Source organism: Xanthomonas sp. PPL134 (assembly GCF_040595915.1).
GTDB classification, from domain to species: Bacteria; Pseudomonadota; Gammaproteobacteria; order Xanthomonadales; family Xanthomonadaceae; genus Xanthomonas_A; species Xanthomonas_A indica.
Map to the genome: position 1 here is coordinate 1,144,754 of NZ_JAMDLL010000001.1, position 24,289 is coordinate 1,169,042.

A 24,289-nucleotide genomic window follows, 5' to 3' on the forward strand; every position below is an offset into this window, starting at 1 on the left:
CGCTTCCGCGCGCCGGCCGTCTCCCTCTTGCACGCCACCAGGTGAATCCATGTCCAGTGTTCCGATCGATCGCCACGCCGACGCCGGCGAGAACACCCGCCTCATCATCCTGATCAGCTGCGTCGCCACCATCGGCGGCTTCCTGTTCGGCTTCGACAGCGGCGTCATCAACGGCACCGTCGATGGCCTCAAGGAGGCCTTCCAGTCCAGTTCCGCCGGCACCGGCTTCGAGGTCGCGTCGATGCTGCTGGGCTGTGCGGTCGGCGCGTTCCTGGCCGGCTCGCTGGCCGACCGCTGGGGCCGGCGCACGGTGCTGATCGTGTCGGCGGCACTGTTCCTGCTGTCGGCGCTGGGCGCCGGCGCGGCGCACAACTCGGCGGTGTTCGTGCTGGCGCGGATGATGGGCGGCTTCGCGGTGGGCGCGGCCAGCGTGATGTCGCCGGCCTACATCGCCGAGGTCGCCTCGGCGCGCTACCGCGGGCGCCTGGCCACGGTGCAGCAGATCGCCATCATCGGCGGCCTGTTCTGCGCCTTCCTCAGCAACTACCTGCTGGCCAAGGCCGCCGGCGCGTCCACCGAGGCGCTGTGGCTGGGCCAGCCGGCCTGGCGCTGGATGTTCTGGATGCAGGCGGTGCCGTCCACGGCGTTCCTGCTGCTGTTGCTGGCGATTCCGGAGAGCCCGCGCTTCCTGGTGGTGAAGGGCCGTCGCGAGCAGGCGCTGGCGGTGCTGACCCGGCTGTACGGCGCCGGCGCCGCGCAGACCAAGCTGACCGAGATCTCCGGGTCGCTGTCGGCCGACCAGCACAAGCCGCGCCTGTCCGACCTGGTCAGCAAGGTCACCGGCAAGGTCCGCCCGATCGTGTGGATCGGCATCGGCCTGGCCACCTTCCAGCAACTGGTCGGCATCAACGTGGTGTTCTACTACGGCGCGGTGCTGTGGCAGGCGGTGGGTTTCTCCGAGAGCGATGCGCTGTTGATCAACGTGCTGTCCGGCGCGCTGAGCATCGGTGCCTGCCTGGTCACCGTGGTGCTGATCGACCGGATCGGGCGCAAGCCGCTGCTGTGGATCGGCTCGGCCGGCATGGCGGTGTCACTGGCGCTGGTCACCATCGCCTTCGCCAGCGCCTCGCTGGATGCGGCGGGCAAGCTGGCGCTGTCGCCGGGCATGGGCCGGCTGGCGCTGATCGCGGCCAACGTCTACGTGGTCTTCTTCAACATGTCCTGGGGCCCGGTGATGTGGGTGATGCTGGGCGAGATGTTCCCCAACCAGATCCGCGGTTCCGGCCTGGCCGTGGCCGGTGCGGCGCAGTGGATGTCCAACTTCGCCATCACCGTGACCTTCCCGGTCCTGCTCGGCAGCATCGGCCTGGCCGGCGCCTACGGCATCTACACCGTGGCCGCGTTCCTGTCGGTGTTCTTCGTGCTGCGCTACGTGTACGAGACCAAGGGCAAGGAACTGGAACAGATGCAGGGCTGAGGCCGATACGCACGCGCACGCGGCGTGCATGCCGTGTCCGGATCGAGGTGCCTGCAGCGAGCGGCTGAAGGCAGTCCCAGATCGGCGAGGGCGCTGCGCTCGCCGTACCCTCACCCCAACCCCTCTCCCGGTGGGAGAGGGGCTTTTGGCCTCTCCCTTCTCCCACCGGGAGAAGGTGCCCCGCAGGGGCGGATGAGGGTCCTGGCGAATCCTTGCGAGCAGGTCCGCGCAGCCCATAGACGTTCATTGATGTTCTCCCGGCGATGGTGCCGGGCACTCCCAACGGCTGAGGTGTGCGATCGATGGTCCCGTCGGCGTGCGCTTGTTGTGTTACTTTATAACAATTGTCACTCCGGCTTGCTTGCCGTCCCTTGCTCCTTGCCGCTCCAGTCGATCCGATGAACCTGCAGATCCCCTCGCCGTTGCCCGATGTCGCTGCCGACGAACCTTCGCAGATCGCCGCACCCCTGAACTGGGTGGGCATGGACGGCATCGCGCTGCCGCTGTGCCTGGAGGTGGGCGAGGGCGCGCCTGCGGCACCCGTGCCGGCGCAGGCCGCGCTCGCCGTCGACCTGCCGTCAGCGCAGGTCAAGGGCATTCATATGTCGCGGCTGTACCGCCTCCTCGACGAGAGCGCGCAGCAGCCGCTGTCGCCGTCGCGGCTGTCGCAGTTGCTGCGGGCGATGGTGCACAGCCATGCCGACTGCGCCTCGACCGCAGCGCGGGTGTCGCTGCGCCTGGACCTGCTGCGGCGCAGCCCGGCGCTGCACACGCCGGGGCTGGCCGGATGGCGGGCGTATCCGCTGCGGATCGACGCCGAACTGCGCGGCGGCGTGGTCCGCCTGGGGTTGGGCGTGGAGTTGCTGTACTCCTCGACCTGCCCATGCTCGGCGGCGCTTGCGCGGCAACTGCTCAGCGAGGCTTTCGTGCAGCAGCACCAGGACCAGGCCGCGGTCCCGCGCGAGGCGGTGGCGGACTGGCTGCTCCGGCACGGCAGCCATGCCACCCCGCATAGCCAGCGCAGCGTGGCCTCGGTCCGGGTCGGCCTGTCGGCGCGCGCGGTGCGTTTCGACGCCGAGGGCGTGATCGCGCTGGCCGAGCAGGCTTTGGCCACGCCGGTGCAGGCGGCGGTGCGCCGCGCCGACGAACAGGCGTTCGCGCGCCGCAACGGCGAGAATCTGATGTACGTGGAGGACGCTGCGCGGCGCCTGCAGCAGGCGCTGGGCGCGCACTACGCGGACGTGCAGGTGCAGGTGCGGCATCTGGAGAGCCTGCATGCGCACGATGCGGTGGCAGAGACCGCGTCGGCGGCGGGGGCGTTGGCCGAGGCCGTTCGCTGAGATCCGGTGCCAGGCGTTTGCTGGCCGTCCACCGGGCCGCGCGGTTCGTGGCGACGGCCTGGCTGGCCGCGATCATCCGGGCGGCGTGGCGACCGCGGCCGTTTGCCGGGGATGGGCCAAGCCGCGATGCGCCGGGTCCAGGATGGCCGGCGCCTGCGCCCCGTCCTGCCCATGCCGCAGTTCCCCGAAACGCAAAAAACCCCGCCAAGGCGGGGTTTTTGCTGTGTCGCGCTGCAGCCGAGGCGAGGATGGCGCTCCCTAGGGGACTCGAACCCCTGTTTTAGCCTTGAGAGGGCCACGTCCTAACCACTAGACGAAGGGAGCGTTTGGTCGCGTCGATTGCAGCGCGCTAGTATATGGGTCTCGCCGCCCTTCGGCAATCCCGCAACCCGATACGGAAGCGCCATCATCAATCCGCCAGTTCCATCGCCATTCACCCTGCGCGCGATCCCGCGCGATCAGCACCCCATCTCGCGCAAGGACATCAGCCCCAACGCCCTGCGCGTGCTGTACCGGCTGCGCGAAGCCGGCTTCGGCGCGTACCTGGTCGGCGGCGCGGTCCGCGACCTGCTGGTCCAGGTCCAGCCCAAGGACTTCGACGTCGCCACCGACGCCACCCCCGAGCAGGTCAAGCAGCTGTTCCGCAACTGCCGCCTGATCGGCCGCCGCTTCCGCCTGGCGCACGTGGTCTACGGCCGCGAGATCATCGAGGTCGCCACCTTCCGCGCCAATGTCGATGACGGCAGCGGCGACCGCGAGGTGGACAACGGCCGCCTGGTCCGCGACAACGTCTACGGCAGCATCGAGGACGATGCGGTGCGCCGCGACTTCACCTGCAACGCCTTGTATTACGCCATCGAGGACTTCTCGGTGCGCGACTACACCGGCGGCTTCGAGGACGTGCAGGCGCGGCTGATGAAGCTGATCGGCGACCCCGAGCAGCGCTACCGCGAGGACCCGGTGCGCATGCTGCGCGCGGTGCGCCTGGCGGCCAAGCTCGATTTCGAGATCGAGGCCGGCACCGCCGAGCCGATCCCGCGCCTGGCCGGACTGCTGGCCGAGGCCGCGCCGGCGCGGCTGTTCGAGGAAGTGCTCAAGCTGTTCCTGTCCGGCCACGGCGTGGCCAGCTTCGAGGGCCTGGAACGGCACGGCCTGCTGGCCGCGCTGTTCCCGGAGAGCGCGGCGGCGCTGCGCTCCAACCGCAGCGGCGCATTGCGGCGGATGCTGATCGAGGGCCTGCGCAACACCGACAACCGTGTCGCCAACGACGAGCCGGTGTCGCCGGCGTTCCTGTTCGCGCTGCTGCTGTGGCCGGCCTACTGCCGCGCGCTGATGACCCTGCAGAAGCAGGGCATGCAGATGGAGGAGGCGCAACGCCGCGCCGCCGACCGGGTGACCCTGCACCAGCTGAGCACGGTGGCGCTGCCGCGGCGCTTCTCGCTGCCGATGCAGGAGATCTGGCTGCTGCAGTCGCGCTTCACCTCGCGCCAGAAGAAGCGGGTGGTGCGCACGCTGTCGCATCCGCGCTTCCGCGCCGCGTTCGACTTCCTGATCGTGCGCCAGTCGGCCTCCGACGAGCATGCGGCCGACATCGCCTACTGGCGCGAGCTGCAGCAGCAGCCGGGCTATGCGCCGCCGCCGCGCGGCTTCGATCCGGAGGTGGACTACGCCGGCGACGAGCTGGCGTTCGCGCCGCCGGCCGACAGCGAGGAGACCCCCAAGCGCCGTCGGCGCCGGCGCCGCCGCCCGGACGCCACCGCGCCCGTCGAGTGAGTACCGTGGCGGAGACGCCGGTCCAGGCCTGCATCGGCCTGGGCGGCAACCTTGGCGACGCCGCGGCGACCCTGCGCGCGGCCCTGGCCGCGCTCGACACCCTGCCGCAGACCCGCCTGCTGCGCGCCTCGCAGCTGTATCGCAGCCCGGCCTGGGGCCGCGAGGACCAGCCGGACTTCATCAACGCCGCGGCGCAGGTCGCCACCACGCTGCCGGCGCCGGACCTGCTGCAGGCCCTGCTCGAGCTGGAGGCGCGCCACGGCCGCCAACGCCAGCCCGGCGAACGCTGGGGTCCGCGCACCCTGGACCTGGACCTGCTGCTGTACGCCGAGGCGATGATCGAACTGCCGGGGCTGCAGGTGCCGCATCCGTTCCTGCACCAGCGTGCCTTCGTGCTGCTGCCGCTGGCCGAGATCGCCGCGGAGGCGGTCATTCCGGGGCATGGAACGGTGCGTGACGCACGCGACCGCATCGAAACCGGCGGGATCGTGCCAATCGGTAGATAATGCTCGGCTCATTACCGCAGCACATGAGCTTATGAGCAGCCACGCCGACAGCAAGCCCTGGACCGTTCCCGCCCTGGCCGAGGCCAAGCGCCGCCAGCAGAAGCTGGTGATGCTGACCGCCTACGACGCCGGTTTCGCGCGCGCGTTCGATGCCAACGGCGTGGACCTGATCCTGATCGGCGATTCGCTGGGCATGGTGGTGCAGGGCCACGACTCGACCCTGCCGGTGACCGTGGACGACATCGTCTACCACACCGCCGCGGTGGCACGGGTGCTGCAGCGCGCGCTGCTGGTGGCCGACCTGCCGTTCCAGTCCGATGCCACGCCCGAGCGCGCGCTGGACGCGTCGACCCGGCTGCTGCAGGCCGGTGCTGAGATGGTCAAGCTGGAGGGCGCCGGGCACAAGCTGGAGGTGATCCGCTTCCTCAGCGAGCGCGACATCCCGGTGTGCTCGCACCTGGGCCTGACCCCGCAGTCGGTGCTGACCTTCGGCGGCTACAAGATCCAGGGCCGCGAAGAAGCCGCCGCGGCCAGGTTGCTCGCCGACGCCAAGGCGGTCGCCGCGGCCGGCGCCGCGCTGCTGGTGCTGGAATGCGTGCCGTCGCCGCTGGCCGCGCGGATCACCGCCGAGATCGACATCCCCACCATCGGCATCGGTGCCGGCCCCGAGTGCGACGGCCAGGTGCTGGTGATGCACGATTTCCTCGGCCTGGACAGCGGCCACCGCCGCCCGCGCTTCGTCAAGGATTTCCTGGCCGAGGGCGGTTCCATCGCCGGCGCCGCGCGCGCCTACGCCGACGCGGTGCGCGCCGGCACCTTCCCCGACGCCGAACACGCCTACGCCAAATGATCGAGACCATCACCGACCTGGCGCGACTGCGCGCCGTCGTCACCGGCTGGAAGCGGCAGGGCCTGCGCGTGGCCTTCGTGCCGACCATGGGCAACCTGCATGCCGGGCATTTCTCGCTGGTGATGCTGGCGCGGCAATACGCCGACCGCGTGGTCTCCAGCGTGTTCGTCAACCCGACCCAGTTCGGCCCGAACGAGGATTTCACCCGCTACCCGCGCACCCCGGAAGCCGACACCAGCGGCCTGGAAGGCGCCGGCTGCGACGTGCTGTGGCTGCCGACGGTGGAGAGCATGTACCCGCTGGGCGTGGAACTGGCGCTGCGCATGCACACGCCCGGCGTCAGCGAAGTGCTGGAGGGCGCCTGCCGGCCCGGCCATTTCGACGGCGTCTGTACCGTGGTCGCACGCCTGTTCAACCAGGTGCAGCCGGACCTGGCCGCGTTCGGCAAGAAGGACTACCAGCAACTGGCGGTGATCCGGCAGATGGTCGCCGACCTGGCGTTCCCGATCGAGATCCTGGGCGGCAGCATCGTGCGCGAAGCCGACGGCCTGGCGATGAGCTCGCGCAACCAGTACCTGTCGGTCGAGGAGCGGCCGCGCGCGGCGCAGATCCACCGCACCCTGCGGGCGATGCGCGACGGTCACCTGGCCGGGCGCCCGCGCGCCGAGGTGGAGGCGGACGCGACCGCGCAGTTGCAGGCGGCCGGCTTCGAGGTCGACTACAGCGTGCTGCGTGCGCCCGACCTGAGCGAGCCGCAGGACGGTACCGGCCCGCGCGTGGCGCTGATCGCCGCACGCCTGGGCCGCACCCGGCTGATCGACAACCTGGAATTCTGAGCGCGGCAGGCCCTGGGCCGGTGTCGTAGGAGCGGCTTCAGCCGCGACCGGGCTTCCCGTGAACGCCTGTCGCGGCTGAAGCCGCTCCTGCGGTGCTGGATGCGAGGCGGCCCGGTCACCACCGCCACCTAACCCTCGGCTGCTAAACTGCGCGTCTTTCCTGACCGCAGTCCGCCCCATGCAACTGAGCCTGTTGAAGACCAAGATCCACCGCGCCACCGTCACCCATTCCGAGCTGAACTACGAAGGCTCGATCGCCATCGACGGGCTGCTGCTGGACGCGACCGGCATCCGCGAGTTCGAGCAGGTGCACATCTGGGACGTCACCAACGGCGCGCGGTTCAGCACCTATGCGATCCGCGCCGACGAGGGCAGCGGCATCATCTCGCTCAACGGCGGCGCCGCGCGCCACGTGCAGGTCGGCGACCTGATCATCATCGCCGCCTTTGCCGGCATGAGCGAAGAGGAAGCCGCGCGCTTCCAGCCGACCCTGGTCTACGTGGACGGCAACAACAAGATCACCCATACCAACCACAGCATCCCAAAGCAGGCCGCATGACACAGTCCACCGGTTTCGACGCACTGCATTCCCACGCCCAGCGCTTGCGCGGGGCGCGCCTTCCCGACCTGCTGGCGGCCGAACCCGGCCGTGCCGAGACGTTGGCGCTGCAGGTCGGACCGCTGTACTTCAATTTCGCGCGGCAGAAGTACGACCGCGCCGCGCTCGACGCGCTGCTGGCGCTGGCCGCCGAGCACGACCTGGCCGGCGCCTTCCAGCGCCTGTTCCGTGGCGAGACGGTCAACGTCACCGAAGGCCGCGCCGCGCTGCACACCGCGCTGCGCGGCGACCTCACCGGCGCGCCGGTGGCCAGCCAGGCCCACGCCAGCGCCCGCGAGGTGCAGCAGCGCATGCGCGCGCTGATCGACGCCCTGGCGCAGACCGAGGTCACCGACATCGTCAGCGTCGGCATCGGCGGCTCCGATCTCGGCCCGCGCCTGGTCGCCGACGCGCTGCGTCCGGTCGCTGGCGCGCGCTTCCGCGTGCATTTCGTCTCCAACGTGGACGGCGCGGCGATGCAGCGCACCCTGGCCACGCTGGATCCGGCGCGCACCGCCGGCGTGCTGATCTCCAAGACCTTCGGCACCCAGGAAACCCTGCTCAACGGCCAGATCCTGCGCGACTGGCTGGGCGGCAGCGAGCGCCTGTACGCGGTCAGCGCCAACCCCGAGCGCGCCGCCAAGGCCTTCGACATCGCCGCCGGCCGCGTGCTGCCGATGTGGGACTGGGTCGGCGGCCGCTACTCGCTGTGGTCGGCGGTGGGCTTCCCGATCGCGCTGGCGATCGGCGCCGACGCCTTCGAACAGTTGCTGGAAGGCGCCGCGCAGTTCGACGAACACGTCCTGACCGCGCCGCTGGAGCGCAACGTGGCCGTGCTGCACGGCCTGACCACGCTGTGGAACCGCAACCTGCTCGGCTACGCGACGCAGGCGGTGATGACCTACGACCAGCGCCTGGCGCTGCTGCCGGCCTACCTGCAGCAGCTGGTGATGGAAAGCCTGGGCAAGCGCGTGCGCCTGGACGGCAGCCCGGTCGAGGCCGACACCGTGCCGGTGTGGTGGGGCGGCGCCGGCACCGACGTGCAGCACAGCTTCTTCCAGGCGCTGCACCAGGGCACCAGCATCGTGCCGGCCGACTTCATCGGCTGCATCCGCAACGACGACCCGTACACGGTCAACCACCAGGCGCTGCTGGCCAACCTGCTGGCGCAGACCGAGGCGCTGGCGAACGGGCAGGGCAGCGACGATCCGGCCCGCGACTACCCGGGCGGCCGCCCGAGCACCCTGATCCTGCTCGACGCGCTGACCCCGCAGGCGCTGGGCGCGCTGATCGCGATGTACGAGCACAGCGTGTACGTGCAGTCGGTGGTCTGGGGCATCAACGCCTTCGACCAGTTCGGCGTCGAACTGGGCAAGCAACTGGCCAGCCAGTTGCTGCCGGCGCTGCAGGGCCAGTCCACCGAGGTCGCCGACCCGGTCACGCGCGCGGTGTTGGCGCGGTTGCAGGGCTGAGCGGGTCCACATCCCGATCGCGCGAGCCTGAGCGGCTCGCGCGATCGTTCACCGCTGCCGGGCGCTGCGCCTAGACCTCGTCCAGGCGCAATCCGACCGGGTCGCCGGTGAGGTAGCCCACCGCGGCGCCGTAGCGGTCCTTGTAGTTGGCGCGGATCAGCGGATCCAGTTGCGCCTTGACCTTGTCGTGCAGCGGGCTTTCCCAGTCGCCCGGATGCTGGAAGTTGCTCATCACGTAGGTCCAGCCATGGATCTCGTCGACCGCATGCAGGCCGGTGGATTCGGCGCCGGCCGGCACCGACAGCAGGCGCGACAGCGTGCCGGTGTCGACGTTGTAGGCCCACAGGAAGTTGTTCACGTGCATGGCGCTGTCCTCGCCGATGAACAGCGTGCGCAGGCGTTCGGAGAACTTGATGTTGTCCGGATTGGCGATGCGCTCGGGGTCGGCCAGATTGCCCAGCGCGTCGGCCGCGGGCAGGTCGCGGCCGGTCAGTGCGGGCGGGGCACTCATGGACACCGGTACCCAGTCGCTGCAGATCGGCCGGCCGAGCTGGTCGCGCTGGCCGCCGCGCAACGGCAGCGCGTAGATCGCGCCGGCGGTCGGCCCTTCCACACGGATGTCGCCGGAGCCGTCGAGCATGCTGCCCTGGATGTAGGACATCGCCGAGTAGGCGATGCGGTCGCGGGGATCGACCGTGGTGCCTTCCATCTTGGTGAAGCCCAGGCTGCCGCCGACCAGCGCGGCGTAGCGGTGGGTTTCCAGGAAGGCGGCGGCCTGTTCCATGCCCGGGCGCAGCCGCACCCAGTTGAAGCCGCCGCTGTAGGGAATGCGGGTGTAGCTGGTGTCGCCCGGATCGCGCGTGGCCACGTCCATGATGTCGTCGATGCGCAACACGTCGGCCATCGCCTCGATCTCGTCGCTGCTGGCGCTGCCGAGGCGGATCCAGTCCAGGGTGGCGGCGCCGGGGCCGCTGGCCGAGCGCTGCCGCCACTTCGCCACGTACAGGGTGCCGCTGGACAGGTCGCAGGGGCGGTCGGCGACGAACAGGAACAGGCCGCCGTTGCTGGCGTCGTCGCCCATCAGCACGGTGCGCCGGTCCGGCATCACCTGCACCAGTTCGTGCGAGATGCGGCCCAGGCAGTAGTGCTTGCGGATGCTGCCGCTGCCGTCGGCGTGCACGGTCACTTCCGGCAGGTGCCCATAGTGGTAGGGATTGGCGCGCTTGGGATCGCCATAGAGGTGTGCGCTGAAGCGCTGGAACTGGGTATTGCCGGCGATGCTGGCGGCATCGGGTTCGTACTCCTCGCTGGACAGATGCGTGTTCCAGGGCGAGAGGCTGGCGCCGCAGGTGGTCCACAGACCGTGGACCGCCGAGGTGTCGACGTTGTGGTACTTGACCAGGCGCAGGTGGCCGGTGCGCGGGTCCTGGTCCAGGGTCAGCACCGCGATCGGCGCCGGCAACTGGCGATAGGTGCCGTTGCCGGCGAGATCGCGCGTGGTGTACTCGAACTGCACCACCGCGAACACCGTGTTGCCGCGCACGCCGGGCACGTGCGCGTGCGGCAGGGTCAGCAGCGACGAGCCGTCGGGACAGTCCGAGAAGAACGGACGTTCGCTGCCGGGGACCGAGCGGTCCAGGATCGGGCGGTTGTGGATGTCGTAGTAGCCGCCGGCCAGCACGCTGCCGCCGGCGCCGTCGGGGACCTGGTCGCCGGTCATGAAGAACGGGCGGTAGGCCACGGCGTAGCGCTGGCGGCTGCCGTCGTGCAGGACCACATCGACATGCGAGCGCACGCTGGTGGTGGCCATCGCCGCCGGCTCGGCCAGCGACGGCGCCGCCATGCCGTCGAAGCGGACCGCGCGCACGCGCGGCCGGGGCGGGTGGCCTGGCCGCGGTAGGGGCTGGGCCGGCAGACGCGCAGTCGTGGGGTCGCTGGCCAACGCCGCGGCGGACAGGCTGCCCAGCGGCAGCAGGGAGGTACCGGCCAGCAGGCGCAGGGCACGGCGGCGACCGGAATCGGGGAGATGCGACATCGGGGGACTCTCCAGAGCGGGCGGGATACCGGCCACTCCCCCCTGTGCCGGCCAGGCCCAACCTAGACGTGCTTGGTGACATTTGTTTGAAACCTGCGAACGCACCGCGGCCGGCGACGGGCGACGGGCGCCGGACGGCGCCGCGCCTTGCGCAGTGCGCCGCCCAGTCGATATTGCGGCGCAACAAACGCGGGGCCGCGGATGGCGGCCGGGAGCGCTGGTGACGACCGGGACGCGGCCCCAGGCAAGCGCGGCCGGTATTCCATCGCTATAGCGTCAATCGATATCCCGCTGGCATTGGGGCATACCTCGCGCCGCGGTTGACAGGCTTGGGGCGATTCGGGAAGCGTAGGCGCCGGCCGCACTTCGGCGTGGGCGGTCCGGCCGCGACATGGCATGCGTTCGCCGTTCCTGGGAGGGAGTCTCTTGCATACACAGCCTGCTGGCGCGCGCGCGCCGCTTCGCACTGCGCTGGCCGTCGCCGCAGCGCTGGGCCTGCTCGTTTTGGCCGCCGCCGTTCCGGGTCGCTCCGTCCCGGCCGCACCGGCGGCCGCGCCGCCGCCGCCGATCCATCCAGACCGGTGGCCGTCGCCGGCCTGGCCGCTGAAGGAGGATCCGGCGCTGGAGGCGCGCATCACCAAGCTGATGGCGCAGATGTCGGTGGAGCAGAAGGTCGGGCAGACCGTGCAGGGCGACATCGGCAGCATGACCCCGGAGGACGTGCGCAAGTACCACATCGGCTCGGTGCTGGCCGGCGGCAATTCCGATCCCGGCGGCAAGTACGACGCCAGCCCGGCGCAGTGGCTGGCGCTGGCCGATGCCTATTACACGGCGTCGATGCAGACCGACGGCACCGGCCCGGCGATCCCGATCATCTTCGGCATCGATGCGGTGCACGGGCAGAGCAACATCGTCGGTGCCACGCTGTTCCCGCACAACATCGGCCTGGGCGCGACCCGCGACCCGGACCTGATGCGCAAGATTGGCGAGATCACCGCCGTCGAGACCCGCACCACGGGCATGGAGTGGACCTTTGCCCCGACCGTGGCGGTGCCGCAGGACGACCGCTGGGGCCGCACCTACGAGGGCTATTCGGAGTCGCCCGAGGTGGTGGCCAGCTTCGCCGGCAAGGTGGTCGAGGGGCTGCAGGGCGTGCCCGGCACGCCGGGTTTCCTGGACGGGTCGCACGTGATCTCCTCGGTCAAGCACTTCCTCGGCGATGGCGGCACCACCGACGGCAAGGACCAGGGCGATACCCGCATCAGCGAGCAGCAACTGCGCGACATCCACGGCGCCGGCTATCCGCCGGCGATCGCCACGGGGGCGCAGACGGTGATGGCCTCGTTCAACAGCGTCAACGGGGTCAAGATGCACGGCAACACGGTCATGCTGACCGACGTGCTGAAGGGGCAGATGCACTTCGGCGGCTTCGTGGTCGGCGACTGGAACGGCCATGCCCAGGTCCCCGGCTGCCGCAAGGACGACTGCCCGGCCGCGTTCAACGCCGGCGTCGACATGCTGATGGCGCCGGACAGCTGGAAGGGCGTCTACGAGAACGCGCTGAAGGCGGTGAAGTCGGGCCAGATCCCGATGGCGCGGCTGGACGATGCGGTGCGGCGCATCCTGCGGGTGAAGCTGCGCCTGGGCCTGTTCGAGGCCGGCAAGCCGTCGCAGCGTCCGCTGGGCGGCAAGTTCGCATTGCTGGGCGCGCCCGAGCACCGCGCGGTGGCGCGGCAGGCCGTGCGCGAATCGCTGGTGCTGCTGAAGAACCAGCAGCAGGTGTTGCCGCTGAAGCCGCAACTCAAGCTGCTGGTGGCCGGCGACGGCGCCAACGACATGGGCAAGCAGGCCGGCGGCTGGACCCTCAACTGGCAGGGTACCGGCACCAAGCGCGCCGACTACCCCAACGGCACCACCATCTGGGAGGGCCTGCAGCAGCAGGTCAGCGCCGCCGGCGGCAGCGCCGAACTGGCGGTGGACGGCAAGTTCACCACCAAGCCGGACGTGGCGGTGGTGGTGTTCGGCGAACATCCCTACGCCGAATTCCAGGGCGACGTCGCCACGCTGCTGTACAAGCCCGGCGACGACAGCGACCTGGACCTGATCAAGTCGCTCAAGGCGCAAGGCATCCCGGTGGTGGCGGTGTTCCTGAGCGGGCGGCCGCTGTGGGTGAACCGCGAGATCAATGCGGCCGACGCCTTCGTCGCGGCCTGGTTGCCCGGCTCGGAAGGCGGCGGCATCGCCGACGTGCTGCTGCGCAAGCCCGACGGCAGCGTGCAGTACGACTTCCACGGCAAGCTGAGCTTCTCCTGGCCGCGCACCGCGGTGCAGTTCGCCAACAACGTCGGACAGAAGAACTACAACCCGCAGTTCGCCTTCGGCTATGGCCTCACCTACGAGGACAAGGGCGATCTGAGCCGCCTCTCCGAGGTGTCGGGCGTGTCCGGCGCGCAGGCGGTGGGCGGGGTGTACCTGGACCGCGGCAAGCCGGCGACCGGCATCAACCTGATCCTGTTCGGCGGCACCCAGACCAACCTGCCGGCGGCGACCTTTCCGGCGGCGTTGGCCGACGGATCGCTGAAGGTCACCGCGATCGACGACAAGGCGCAGGAGGATGCGCGGCGCTTCGTCTGGTCCGGCGGCGGCAAGGCCGGCATGGCGCTGGTGTTGCCCAAGCCGTTGGACGTCTCGCGCGAGAGCAATGGCGACGTGCAACTGATCCTGACGTTGAAGGTGGACGCGGCGCCCGGCGCAGCCGCGCGCATCGGCGTGGCCTGCGGCCACGACTGCGGCGCGCGCGTGGACCTGGGCAAGGCCCTGGCCGCGCTGCCCAAGGGCGAGTGGCGCACGCTGGGCGTGCCGTTGAAGTGCTTCGCGGCGGCCGGCGCCGACCTGACCCGGCTGGAGCGTCTGCCGGAGATCGAGAGCGACGGCGCGCTGGACCTGGCGCTGTCGCGGATCGCGCTGGGCAGCAGCAACGACGCGCAGAGCGTGGTCGACTGCCCGCTGCACTGAGCGGCGGCGCGACGGCCGCGGACGGATTTCTTGAACGAGCGGCGCCGCCCATGCGGGCGGCGTCATGGACAACGGTGCGACAGGGCTGCGGCCCGTAGGAGAAGGCAGTGGGGTTGGCGACGTTGGATGTGGCGATCGTGGTGGTCTACCTGGCGGGCATCTTCCTGCTCGCGCAATGGGTGTCGCGGGAGAAGGCCGGGCATCGCAAGAGCGCGGAGGACTACTTCCTGGCCAGCAAGACCCTGCCGTGGTGGGCGATCGGCGCCTCGCTGATCGCGGCGAACATCTCCGCCGAGCAGATCATCGGCATGGCCGGTTCCGGCTATGCGATCGGCCTGGCGATCGCCTCCTACGAGTGGATGGCGGCGCTGACCCTGCTGATCGTCGGCAAGTTCTTCCTGCCGATCTTCCTGCGCAACGGCATCTACACCATGCCGCAGTTCCTGGAGCAGCGTTACGGCAAGTGGATCCGCACGCTGATGGCGGTGTTCTGGCTGCTGCTGTACGTGTTCGTCAACCTGACCTCGATCCTGTGGCTGGGCTCGATCGCGGTGAGCCAGGTCACCGGCATGGACCAGACCCTGGCGCTGGCGCTGATCGGCGTGTTCGCGCTGGTCTACCAGTTGTACGGCGGGCTGAAGGCGGTGGCGCTGACCGACATCGTCCAGGTCACCCTGCTGGTGCTGGGCGGCCTGCTGGTTGCCGGGCTCACCTTGTCGCGGATCGGCGACGGCGCCGGCGTGCTCGCCGGCTTCCGCCACCTGTGGAACGCGCACCCCGAGCACTTCCACATGATCCTGTCCAAGGACAACCCGTTCTACAAGGATCTGCCGGGCCTGAGCGTGCTGCTCGGCGGCCTGTGGGTGATGAACATCAGCTACTGGGGCTTCAACCAGTACATCATCCAGCGCGCGCTCGCGGCCAAGAACATCGGCGAGGCGCAGAAGGGCATGGTGTTCGCCGCCTTCCTCAAGCTGCTGATGCCGGTGGTGGTGGTGGTGCCGGGCATCGCCGCGGTGGTGCTGGCGCCGGACCTGGCCAAGCCGGACCAGGCCTACCCGACCATGATGCAACTGCTGCCCAGCGGCATCCTCGGCCTGGTGTTCGCTGCGCTGGTGGCGGCGATCGTGGCCTCGCTGGCGTCCAAGATCAATTCGGTGGCGACCATCTTCACCCTGGACTTCTACGCCAAGTTCCGCCCGCAGGCCGACCAGCCGCAGCTGGTGCGGGTCGGCCGGGTGGCCGCGGTGACCTCGGTGCTGATCGGCATCCTCACCGCGCGGCCGCTGCTGGGTAATTTCGACCAGGGCTTCCAGTTCATCCAGGAGTTCACCGGCTTCTTCACCCCGGGCGTGGTGGTGATCTTCATGCTCGGCCTGTTCTGGAAGCGCGCCAACGAGGCCGGCGCGCTGACCGCGGCGATCGGCTCGGTGCTGCTGTCGTTCGCGCTGAAGAAGCTGTGGCCGGAACTGCCGTTCATGGACCGCATCGGCCTGGTGTTCGTGCTGTCGCTTGTTGCGGCGGTGGTGGTGTCGCTGCTGACCCCGCAGGCGCCAGCGCGCGACCTGATCCGCACCGACGACGTGCGCTACGGCACCACGCTCGGTTTCAAGCTTGGCGCGGCCGCGGTGATCGCGATCCTGGTGGCGCTGTACGCGGTGTTCTGGTGAGCCACGGGCGGGCCGTGGCGCGGCGCGCTCAGGCGTCGCCGCCCTGCCACGGCTCGGCCAGCCAGGCGTCCAGCGCCTCGGCCGTCATCGGTCGCGCGATCCAGTAGCCCTGGCCCTCGTCGCAGCCCCAGTCGCGCAGCATCCGGTACACGATTTCGCTCTCGATGCCCTCGGCCACCACCTGCTGGCCGAAATCGTGGCCGAGATGGATCATCGACGGCACCAGCATGCCGTCGCTGCGGCTGCCGGGCAGGGCACGGATGAACGACTGGTCGATCTTCAGCGCGCTGGCCGGGATGTTCTTCAGATAGCCGAGATTGCTGTAGCCGGTGCCGAAGTCGTCGATGGCGATCTTCACCCCGAGCGCGCTGATCTGCTGCAGCTGTTCGGCCACCCGCTGCGGATCGCGGATCATCGCGCTCTCGGTGAATTCGATCTCCAGCGCGCCGGGCGCCAGCGCATGCTGCTGCAGCAGCGCCTGCAGCCGGACGATGAAGTCGACCTGCTCCAGGTCCACCGCCGACACGTTCAGCGAGACGCTGAAGCCATAGCCGCGCTGCTGCCACTGCGCCGCCTGGGCGATGCCGGTGCGCAGCACCCAGGCGGTGATCCGGCTCATCAGCGCGGTCTTTTCCGCCAGCGGGATGAAGTCGTTCGGCGCCACCGTGCCCAGCAGCGGATGCTGCCAGCGCAGCAGCGCCTCCACGCCCACGCATTCGCCGCTGCGCAGGCTCACCCGCGGCTGGTAGTGCAGGCTCAGCTGGCCCTGCGCCTCCAGCGCCTCGGGCAAGGCGGCCAGGATGCGGAAGGCATTGCGCTGGTTGGCGTCGTGATTGCGTTCGTACAGGCTCCAGTGCTGCCCGCGCTGGCGCGCCATGTCCACCGCGGTGGTCAGCGAGCGCACCGTATGGTTGGCGCTGAGCGCCCCGTCCAGGCGCACCGCGCCCAGCGAGGGGCTGGCCGCATGCGGGATGCCCTGGTGGTCGATCGCCGCGGCGAAGGCGTCGCAGACGTGTTCGCACCAGTACTCCAGGTGCGCCGTGTCGCTGCCTTCCATGATGAACACGAAGGTGGTGGTGTCGATGCGGTATAGCGGCAGGCGGTCCAGCGCCTGCCGCAGGCGATCGCGCGCGGCCAGCAGGTAGCCCTCGGCGTACTCCCAGCCCAGCGCCTTGACCATGTCGCGGAAATACTCGATGCCGCACACGTCGATCGCCACCGCGGTGTCGTGCTGGTCCGCGCTCTGCAGCGACAGCCACATGGTCAGGTCGTCGTTGAAGCGGCCGCGGTTGGGCAGGCCGGTCAGGGCGTCGACGAAGCCGCTGTTGCGCAACGTGTCGATGCGCACCATCAACAGGTCGCGCAGGTCCTGCAAGGTGCGGCGCGCGACCTCGTCGAGCTCGTGGCGCGGCTCGGTATCGATCACGCACAGCGTGCCGAGGCTGGCACCGTCGGCCATCAGCAGCGGCGCGCCGGCGTAGAAGCGAATGAACGGCGGGCCGGTGACCAGCGGGTTGTCGCGAAAGCGCGGATCCTGGCGCGCGTCGGGCACCACCATCAGCTCCGGGCTGTGGATCGCGTAGGCGCAGAACGCCTGGCTGCGCGGCGTCTGCGCCGCCTCCAGGCCGACCCGGGACTTGAACCACTGGCGCTTTTCGTCGATCAGCGAGACCAGCGCGATCGGCACCCGCAGGTAGCGGGACGCCAGCTGCGTGACCAGGTCGAAGACCTGGTCGGCCGGGGTATCCAGCAGGCAGAGCTGGTGCAGGGCGCTGAGCCGTTGTGGCTCGTCCAGCAAGGCGGGCGGAGATTTCAACATACCGAGTTAGCGGCCCGGCGCTGGGGGACTTGAGCGCCAGGCGCGGGCGCGGTTCAGGCCGCGCCGCGCGGCTCAGCGCGGCGGGTCGCGCTGCGGGCTGGGGCGCTTGGCCAGCTTGCGTTGCAGCGAACGGCGGTGCATGCCGAGCAGGCGTGCGGCCGCGGAGACGTTGCCGCCGGTCTCGTGCATGGCCTGCTGGATGTGTTCCCACTGCAGGCGGCTGAGCGGGGTCATCGCGTCCGGTACGTCGCTGCCGTCCTCGTCCTCGTCCTCCTCGGCCTCCAGGCCGATCGCGCGCAGGATCATCGGCACGGTGGCCGGCTTGGGCAGGTAGTCGTCGGCACCGAGCTTGATCGCCTCCACCGCGGTGGCGATGCTGGCGTAGCCGGTGACCAGCAGGATGCGCATGTCGGCGCGGATCGCGCGCAGCGGCTGGATCAGCGCCAGGCCGGATTCGTCGCCGAGCTTGAGGTCGATCAGCGCATAGTCCGGCGGCGTTTCGGCGGCCAGCGCCAGCGCGGCGGCGGCGCTGTCGGCGGTACGCGTGTCCAGGCCACGGCGGGCGAGGGTGCGCTGCAGGGTGCGCAGGTACAGCGGATCGTCGTCGACCAGCAGGCCCAGCGGGGTGTCGGTGTTCATGCGGAGGTCTCCAGGGCGAGCAGCGGCAGGCGGAAGCCGACCCGGGCGCCGTGGTCCGGCGCCGGCTCGGTCCACAGCTCGCCGCCCAGGCGTTCGATGGTCGCATGCGACAGCGCCAGGCCCACGCCCATGCTCTCGGGCTTGCCGCTGCGGAACAGGGTGGCCGGCAGGCCGACCTGGTTGGCGTCGAAGCCGCCGCCGTAGTCGCGCACTTCGCCGACCAGTTCGCTGCCGGTGACGCGCACGTTCAGGTCCACCTGTGGGTGGCCGGCGCGTTCGCCGGCGTCGGCGGCGTTGTTCAGCAGCACCTGCAGCAGGTGGCCGATCGCGCTTTCCATGCGCAGCTGCAGCGGCGCGTCGTCGTTGCGGCGCAGGCGCACGGTGGGCCGCACCAACTGCCACTGGTGCAGCACTTGCGCCAGCGACACGGTCTGCCCGCCGGCGCGCTGCGCCGGCGCGGCCAGCGCCAGCACCCGCTCGCGGCACTGCACCAGCAGTTCGCGCAGGGTGTCCAGGTCCTCGCGCAGTTCCGGCTGGTCGCTCTGTTCGGCGATGTCGTCGGTGAGCAGGGTCATCGTCGCCAGCGGCGTGTTCAGCTCGTGCGCCACCGACGCGGCATGGGTGGCCAGGGCGACGATGCCCTCGTTGCGGGTGAAGCGCTCGCGCAGCAGCGCCAGCTCGCGCTCGCGTTCGCGCATGGCGATCGCCAGGCGGGTGGAGAACACCAGCACCACCACCGTGGACAGCAGGAAATTGGCCGCCATGCCCCAGCGTTGCAGGTCCAGCGCCTGGTAGGGGCCGTGCGGCAGCGGCAGGCCGAACAGCGCGCTGACCGCATAGCCGGCCACGCAGGCCAGCGCCACCGCCAGCGCCCAGCGCAGCGGCAGGGCTAGCACCGCCAGCGCGATCAGCACCAGGAACAGCGAGCCGAAGGCGTTGCCGATGCCGCCGCTCCAGCCGACCATCCAGGTCAGCACGGTCACGTCGACCAGGATGTGGCCGAAGGCGGTGGCCGGCGCGGCCGAGTCGGCATGGCGCAGGCGCAGTTGCGCGTACAGGTTGAACAGCGCCAGCACCGCCACGCCGGCCCACAGCGGCGCCTGCGGCAGCGGCAACTGCAGCGGCCAGGTCGCCACGAGGATCGTCGCGGCCTGGCCGGCGGTGGCCAGCCAGCGCAGGCTGCACAGGGTGCGCAGGAAGGAGGCGTCGGTGGAATCCATGCTGCGCATCGTATGCGCTGGGCCCAGGGCCTGCCTGCGACAAACCGTCGCAGCGGCGCCGCCTCGCTGAATCGCCGGTGCCGGCGCGTGCGGCAGGATGCGCCGCGCAGGCTAAAATGGGCGCATGTACGACGCCGTCAGCCGCCCCACGCCTCCCGCCGACGCCGCGCCCTGGGCGCGCCGTCTCACCCAGCCGGTCCGCATCGGCGGCGTCACCATGGGCGGCGGCAAGCCGGTGGTGGTGCAGTCGATGACCAATACCGACACCGCCGACGTCGCCTCCTCGGTCAAGCAGGTGGCCGAACTGTGGCGCGCCGGCTCGGAACTGGTGCGCCTGACCGTCAACAACCCGGAGTCGGCCGCGGCGATCCCGCGCATCGTCGACAAGCTGCGGATGATGGGCATCGAGGTGCCGCTGATCGGCGACTTCCACTACAACGGCCACCAGCTGCTGGCCGCCGAGCCCGCTTGCGCCCAGGCGCTGGCCAAGTACCGGATCAATCCCGGCAACGTCGGCTTCGGCAAGAAGAAGGACACCCAGTTCGCGCAGCTGATCGAATTCGCGCTGAAGTACGACAAGCCGGTGCGCATCGGCGCCAACTGGGGCTCGCTGGACCAGGCGCTGGCCGCGCAGCTGATGGACGAGAACTCGCGGCGCGAGGTGCCTTGGGATGCCGGCCGGGTGCTGCGCGAGGCGCTGATCCGCTCGGCGCTGGATTCGGCCGAGCGCGCGGTGGAACTGGGCCTGGGCCGCGACCGCATCGTGCTCAGCTGCAAGGTCAGCGGCGTGCAGGAGCTGATCGCGGTGTACCGCGACCTGGCGCAGCGCTCGGACTTCGCCCTGCACCTGGGCCTGACCGAGGCCGGCATCGGCAGCAAGGGCATCGTCGCCTCCAGCGCGGCGCTGGCGGTGCTGCTGCAGGAAGGCATCGGCGACACCATCCGCATCTCGCTGACCCCGGAGCCGGGGCAGTCGCGTACGCAGGAAGTGATCGTCGCCCAGGAACTGCTGCAGACCACCGGCCAGCGCGCCTTCACCCCGCTGGTCACCGCCTGCCCGGGCTGCGGCCGCACCACCTCCGAGTTCTTCCAGGAGCTGGCCAAGGTGGTGCAGAACCACGTCCGCGCGAAGATGCCGGAGTGGAAGGTGACCCATCCCGGCGCCGAGAGCATGACCCTGGCGGTGATGGGCTGCGTGGTCAACGGGCCGGGCGAGTCGCGCCACGCCAACATCGGCATCTCGCTGCCCGGCACCGGCGAGGCGCCGGCCGCGCCGGTGTTCATCGACGGCGAGAAGAAGGTGACCCTGCGTGGCGAGAACATCGCCCACGAGTTCGTCGCGCTGATCGACGATTACGTCGAACGCACCTATGTCCGCCGCACCGGGTGAGTCCGCCGCCGAGGCGGCCGGGCTGCGCCGCTGGCTGCGGCGCAATGCCTGGCGCGTGATCCTGCTGTTCGCCGGGGTGCTGCTGCCGTTGGGCGTGTTCGTGGCCCTGGCCGACGAAGTGCATGCGCTGGAAGACCTCTACTTCGACGAGCCGCTGTTGTGGAGCATGCGCGGCCTGACCAGCCCCGGCTGGGACCGGTTCTTCACCGTGGTCACCGAGGCCGGCTACCAGTACGGCGTGATCCCGCTGGACACCTTGATCGTGCTGGTACTGCTGGGCCTGCGCCGCTGGCGCGAGGCGCTGTTCGCGGCGCTGTCCTTCATCGGTTCGGCGCTGCTGAACATGGGCGCCAAGCAGTTCTTCCAGCGCGACCGGCCCAGCCTGTGGGAGTCGATCGCGCCCGAGCACCACACCTTCAGTTTCCCCAGCGGCCACGCGATGGGCTCGATGACCCTGGCGGCGGTGCTGATCGCGCTGAGCTGGCGCACCCGCTGGCGCTGGCCGGTGCTGTGGCTGGCCGGCAGCTTCACGCTGCTGGTCGGCGTGTCGCGGGTGTACCTGGGCGTGCATTACCCCTCGGACATCCTCGGCGGCTGGAGCGCGGCGCTGGTGTGGGTGGTGGGGCTGTACCTGCTGCTGTTTCGCGGCGAGCGCCGGCCGCGCTGGCGCGCACGACGGCTGGCGAGCTGACGCGCGGCAGCGCGATCGCGGCGCTGTGACCCATGGCGTCGCAAGGCCGGACACCGCCGGCTGCGCGTCGCTTGGCGCGCGCGCTGCGCAACCGCAAGGCGTGGCACTCAAACGCTCGGGGGCGCTGCGTCGGGGAACATCTCGGCAAACCCGTCGCGGCACAGCGAGGCGAACCCGGCGGCACGGTCGAGCATCGCCACTTCCCAGCGTTGCATCGCGTCGCGCCAGTCCGCGGCGCCGACCAGGGCTTCGGCGAGTTCGGCGGCGTCGAGCATGGCCAGGTTGACGCCGACGCCCAACGGCGGCATGACGTGCGCCGCATCGCCGACCAGCGCCAACCCGCTGCGGTGCGGCCAGCGCAGTCCCGGCGGCAAGGCCACGATCGGGCGCATGGCGGCAATGCGGTCCGCATCGGCGATCAGGCGCCGCAACGTCGTCGACCAGCCATCGAAGCGCGCCAGCAGGGCGGGCTTGTCGATGCCCTGCAAGGCGCTGTCCGGCCAATCGCCGTGTTCGGGGCCGGTGCGGAAGGCGGCATAGACGCGAATCGTCCCGCCGCCGTTGCGTTGCGCGATGATCCCGGTGGGGCCGTGCAGCGCGAACATCGTGCCGTGCCCGACCAGAGCGGCGCTGTGCGGATGCCGGGTATCCACCTCGGACAGCCACAGTTCGACGAAGGTCACGCCGGTGTACGCCGGGACCACCGGGGTCACTGCGCTGCGCACGCGCGACCAGGCGCCGTCTGCGCCGATCACGATGTCGAAGGCGGGCGTGAGCCCATCTTGCAACTGCAAGCGGTAGCCCCCGCTGCGGTTGCCGATCACGCCGGTCACCTTGCTGTCCCAGCGGATGGCGGTGCCATCGGTCGCTTCCAGCAGGAGTCGGCGCAGCACCAGACGGTCGATCTCCGGGCGATCGCCGGTCCCCGGAAGCGGCACTTCCTCGCGTAGGACGGCACCGGTGGCGTAGTCCAGCGATCGCTGCTCCTGGTCCTCGTAGCGCGCAATCGCCTTGAACCGCTCCAGCAGCCCGGCCTTGTGCAGGGCCAACTGGCCATCTTCCGGGTGCAGGTCGAGCGTGCCGCCTTGGTCGCGCGCCTCCAGCGAGGCGTCGCCTTCGAACACCGAGACCGGCCAACCATGGCGGTTTAAGATGACCGCGGCCGTGAGTCCGGCGGGGCCGCCACCGACGATCGCGACGCTGGGATGGGTTGAGCGGGTTGGAGTGGGGCTGCGCATGGACGCCACCTTATAGATACATAGGATCCTATGCAATGCCCGACGCGCCTGCCGAGTGGACGCCGCATGCCATGCCGACGTTGGTGGTCGGTCGCCTGGCGCGCCTGCTGCTCAAGCTGAGCGACGAGCGGCTGCGCCTGGCCGGCATCACTGCGGCACAGCTCCCGGTGCTGGTGGCGTTGAAGCACGGCGAGCAGCGCACGCAGGGCGAACTGGCCCGAATGGCCGGCGTCGAACAGCCGAGCATGGCGCAGTTGCTCGCGCGCATGGAGCGCGACGGACTGATCAAGCGCGAACGCGCGGCCGCGGACAAGCGCAGCGCGGCGATCTCCCTGACCGACCAGGCACTCGCGCTGCTGGAACCTGGCCGCGAGGCCTTGCGCGGCGTCGACCAGCAGGTCTGCGCCGGCCTGCAGCCGGAGGAGCAGCAACTGCTGCTCGGCTTGCTCCACCGCATGATCGCCAACGCCGGGTCCGTCGACTGATTCCCGGCGCCAGCCGTGTCGCCGGTCGCCTGAGGATGCGTGGCGCTGAACGCGCCGCGCGCGCCGCCTACCAGCTCGAACTGGCGCCGCCGCCGCCGGAGCTGCCGCCGCCGGAGGACGAGCTACTGCTGGAGGACGAGGAGGAGGACGAGGACGATCCCGCGGACTCGGCCGCGGCGCGTTCCTTGGCGGCCTGATCGGCGTAGTAGCTGGCGGTGTAGGCGAACACCCCGGGCGCGGTCTCGGCGATATGCCCTTTGCGGATCAGCGCATTGCGCCGCCGCGTGAGCGCCTGCAGAAAGCGGCTGTAGCGCCGCGGCGAGCGGTAGCGCTGCGCGGCGATGACCAGGGTCAGTACCAGGATCAGCAGTTCCAGCGCCAGGAAGATTACCGTCATCGTCATCGACCTGGCCGACAGCAGTATCACGAAGATGCCGGGGTTGGCGCTCAGGAACAGGCGGATGAACCATGCCCAGAAACCCCCAGGTTTGGTGTCCTGGACCAGTTCCTCGGGCTGGGCCGACAGGCGCGGGTGCCGTCGCAGCAGGCGCCTGCGCAGGACGCCGGTCCAGGCACTGCGCAGCGGCAGCAGCAGCCACACCAGCACCAGCAGGCCCGCCCAGGCGATGGCGCCGCGCCGCCAGTGCATGCCGTCGTCGGCCGGTTGCGCCAGTTCGGCGACGGCTGCGGGATCCTGCGCGGCGGCGCGGCCCATGAAGTCGAACGCGGCCACGATCGCGTCGGCGGTGTCGCCCTGGCGCAGGCGCGGCGCCAGGTAGTCGTCCAGCGCATGCCGGGCGACCACGTCGGGCAGCACGCCTTCCAGCCCGTAGCCCACTTCGAAGCGCGAACGCCGGTCCTGCATCGCCAGCACCAGCAACAGGCCGTTGTCCGTCCCTTTCTGGCCGAGCTGCCAGGTGCGGAAGGCGCGTTCGGCCAGGCGTTCGATCGGCTCGTCCTGCAGCGACGGCACGAGGTAGACCGCGCCCCAGATGTGCTGGCGCTCGCGCAGGCGCTGCAGCGCCGCGTTGATCCGCTGGGTGTCGTCCGCGCTGAGCGTGCCGGCGGGATCGACCACGTTCGGCGTGTACGGCGGAATGGCGACGGCGCAGCGGCCGAGCGCCGGCCACAGCAGCAGGGCCAGGACCAGCAGGGCGCCAAGCCGGAACGGCGCCCACGCGCGTGCAGCGTCAACATCGCGGCGCGGGACAAGGGCAGGGGCCTGATTGCGCATC

At 70.4% G+C, this 24,289-nt stretch carries 19 protein-coding genes and 1 tRNA gene; 13 read left to right on the top strand and 7 right to left on the bottom strand.

Annotated features, from left to right (window positions below; genetic code table 11):
• Window positions 1–49 precede the first annotated feature (49 nt).
• Both M3U25_RS04960 and folE2 read left to right on the top strand, forming a co-directional pair.
• Window positions 50–1,477 (top strand): sugar porter family MFS transporter, encoded by a 1,428-nt coding sequence (locus M3U25_RS04960; RefSeq protein ID WP_242080939.1) that lies wholly within the window; start codon window positions 50–52, stop codon window positions 1,475–1,477.
• A gap of 410 nt (window positions 1,478–1,887) precedes the next feature.
• Complete coding sequence (gene folE2 / locus M3U25_RS04965) at window positions 1,888–2,817, top strand: GTP cyclohydrolase FolE2 (RefSeq protein WP_355499893.1); 930 nt, start codon at window positions 1,888–1,890, stop codon at window positions 2,815–2,817.
• Between the two features lie 249 nt (window positions 2,818–3,066).
• Here folE2 and M3U25_RS04970 read toward each other — a convergent pair.
• Window positions 3,067–3,141, bottom strand: a tRNA-Glu gene (locus M3U25_RS04970).
• A gap of 30 nt (window positions 3,142–3,171) precedes the next feature.
• Between M3U25_RS04970 and pcnB the strand changes: the two genes are divergently transcribed.
• From pcnB to pgi, 6 genes are all read left to right on the top strand, one after another.
• On the top strand, window positions 3,172–4,590 hold the full coding sequence (pcnB, locus tag M3U25_RS04975) for a polynucleotide adenylyltransferase PcnB (RefSeq protein WP_355499890.1): 1,419 nt from the start codon (window positions 3,172–3,174) through the stop codon (window positions 4,588–4,590).
• Window positions 4,591–4,595: 5 nt separating this feature from the next.
• A complete protein-coding gene (gene folK, locus M3U25_RS04980; RefSeq protein ID WP_355499887.1) occupies window positions 4,596–5,096 on the top strand; it encodes a 2-amino-4-hydroxy-6-hydroxymethyldihydropteridine diphosphokinase in 501 nt (166 codons plus the stop codon).
• Window positions 5,097–5,127: 31 nt separating this feature from the next.
• Entirely contained in the window at window positions 5,128–5,946 is an 819-nt protein-coding gene (gene panB / locus M3U25_RS04985) for a 3-methyl-2-oxobutanoate hydroxymethyltransferase (RefSeq protein WP_355499532.1), read from the top strand.
• Entirely contained in the window at window positions 5,943–6,782 is an 840-nt protein-coding gene (gene panC / locus M3U25_RS04990) for a pantoate--beta-alanine ligase (RefSeq protein ID WP_355499529.1), read from the top strand. Before panB ends, panC begins: the two co-directional genes overlap by 4 nt.
• Window positions 6,783–6,960: 178 nt before the next feature.
• Window positions 6,961–7,341, top strand: coding sequence for an aspartate 1-decarboxylase (gene panD, locus M3U25_RS04995; RefSeq protein WP_019798646.1), 381 nt, complete (start codon window positions 6,961–6,963; stop codon window positions 7,339–7,341).
• A complete protein-coding gene (gene pgi / locus M3U25_RS05000; protein WP_355499524.1) occupies window positions 7,338–8,852 on the top strand; it encodes a glucose-6-phosphate isomerase in 1,515 nt (504 codons plus the stop codon). The genes panD and pgi overlap by 4 nt, the downstream gene beginning before the upstream one ends.
• Before the next feature lie 70 nt (window positions 8,853–8,922).
• On the opposite strand, the gene M3U25_RS05005 is transcribed toward pgi, so the two are convergent.
• On the bottom strand, window positions 8,923–10,887 hold the full coding sequence (locus M3U25_RS05005) for an alkaline phosphatase PhoX (RefSeq protein ID WP_355499521.1): 1,965 nt from the start codon (window positions 10,885–10,887) through the stop codon (window positions 8,923–8,925).
• Window positions 10,888–11,283: 396 nt separating this feature from the next.
• Between M3U25_RS05005 and M3U25_RS05010 the strand changes: the two genes are divergently transcribed.
• Both M3U25_RS05010 and M3U25_RS05015 read left to right on the top strand, forming a co-directional pair.
• Window positions 11,284–13,902: an exo 1,3/1,4-beta-D-glucan glucohydrolase gene (locus M3U25_RS05010; RefSeq protein WP_355588494.1), complete on the top strand. Its 2,619-nt coding sequence runs from the start codon at window positions 11,284–11,286 to the stop codon at window positions 13,900–13,902.
• A gap of 107 nt (window positions 13,903–14,009) precedes the next feature.
• The gene (locus M3U25_RS05015; protein ID WP_242161347.1) at window positions 14,010–15,572 is read left to right on the top strand and encodes a sodium/sugar symporter; all 1,563 of its coding nucleotides are present in this window, start codon (window positions 14,010–14,012) and stop codon (window positions 15,570–15,572) included.
• Between the two features lie 28 nt (window positions 15,573–15,600).
• Here M3U25_RS05015 and M3U25_RS05020 read toward each other — a convergent pair whose 3' ends face one another.
• From M3U25_RS05020 to M3U25_RS05030, 3 genes are all read right to left on the bottom strand, one after another.
• A complete protein-coding gene (locus M3U25_RS05020; RefSeq protein WP_355499515.1) occupies window positions 15,601–17,391 on the bottom strand; it encodes an EAL domain-containing protein in 1,791 nt (596 codons plus the stop codon).
• A gap of 72 nt (window positions 17,392–17,463) precedes the next feature.
• A complete protein-coding gene (locus M3U25_RS05025; RefSeq protein WP_242161349.1) occupies window positions 17,464–18,030 on the bottom strand; it encodes a response regulator transcription factor in 567 nt (188 codons plus the stop codon).
• Complete coding sequence (locus tag M3U25_RS05030; protein WP_242080933.1) at window positions 18,027–19,250, bottom strand: ATP-binding protein; 1,224 nt, start codon at window positions 19,248–19,250, stop codon at window positions 18,027–18,029. Before M3U25_RS05030 ends, M3U25_RS05025 begins: the two co-directional genes overlap by 4 nt.
• A 124-nt stretch (window positions 19,251–19,374) precedes the next feature.
• On the opposite strand from M3U25_RS05030, the gene ispG reads away from it, so the two are divergent.
• A complete protein-coding gene (gene ispG, locus M3U25_RS05035) occupies window positions 19,375–20,640 on the top strand; it encodes a flavodoxin-dependent (E)-4-hydroxy-3-methylbut-2-enyl-diphosphate synthase (RefSeq protein ID WP_355499511.1) in 1,266 nt (421 codons plus the stop codon).
• Window positions 20,621–21,331 (top strand): phosphatase PAP2 family protein, encoded by a 711-nt coding sequence (locus M3U25_RS05040; RefSeq protein WP_242080931.1) that lies wholly within the window; start codon window positions 20,621–20,623, stop codon window positions 21,329–21,331. The genes ispG and M3U25_RS05040 overlap by 20 nt, the downstream gene beginning before the upstream one ends.
• Window positions 21,332–21,438: 107 nt before the next feature.
• Here M3U25_RS05040 and M3U25_RS05045 read toward each other — a convergent pair whose 3' ends face one another.
• Complete coding sequence (locus tag M3U25_RS05045; RefSeq protein ID WP_355499507.1) at window positions 21,439–22,569, bottom strand: NAD(P)/FAD-dependent oxidoreductase; 1,131 nt, start codon at window positions 22,567–22,569, stop codon at window positions 21,439–21,441.
• A 35-nt stretch (window positions 22,570–22,604) separates the two neighbouring features.
• Between M3U25_RS05045 and M3U25_RS05050 the strand changes: the two genes are divergently transcribed.
• On the top strand, window positions 22,605–23,054 hold the full coding sequence (locus M3U25_RS05050; protein ID WP_355499503.1) for a MarR family transcriptional regulator: 450 nt from the start codon (window positions 22,605–22,607) through the stop codon (window positions 23,052–23,054).
• Window positions 23,055–23,121: 67 nt separating this feature from the next.
• Here M3U25_RS05050 and M3U25_RS05055 read toward each other — a convergent pair whose 3' ends face one another.
• Window positions 23,122–24,288, bottom strand: coding sequence for a TPM domain-containing protein (locus tag M3U25_RS05055; RefSeq protein ID WP_355499500.1), 1,167 nt, complete (start codon window positions 24,286–24,288; stop codon window positions 23,122–23,124).
• Between the last annotated feature and the right edge of the window lies 1 nt (window position 24,289).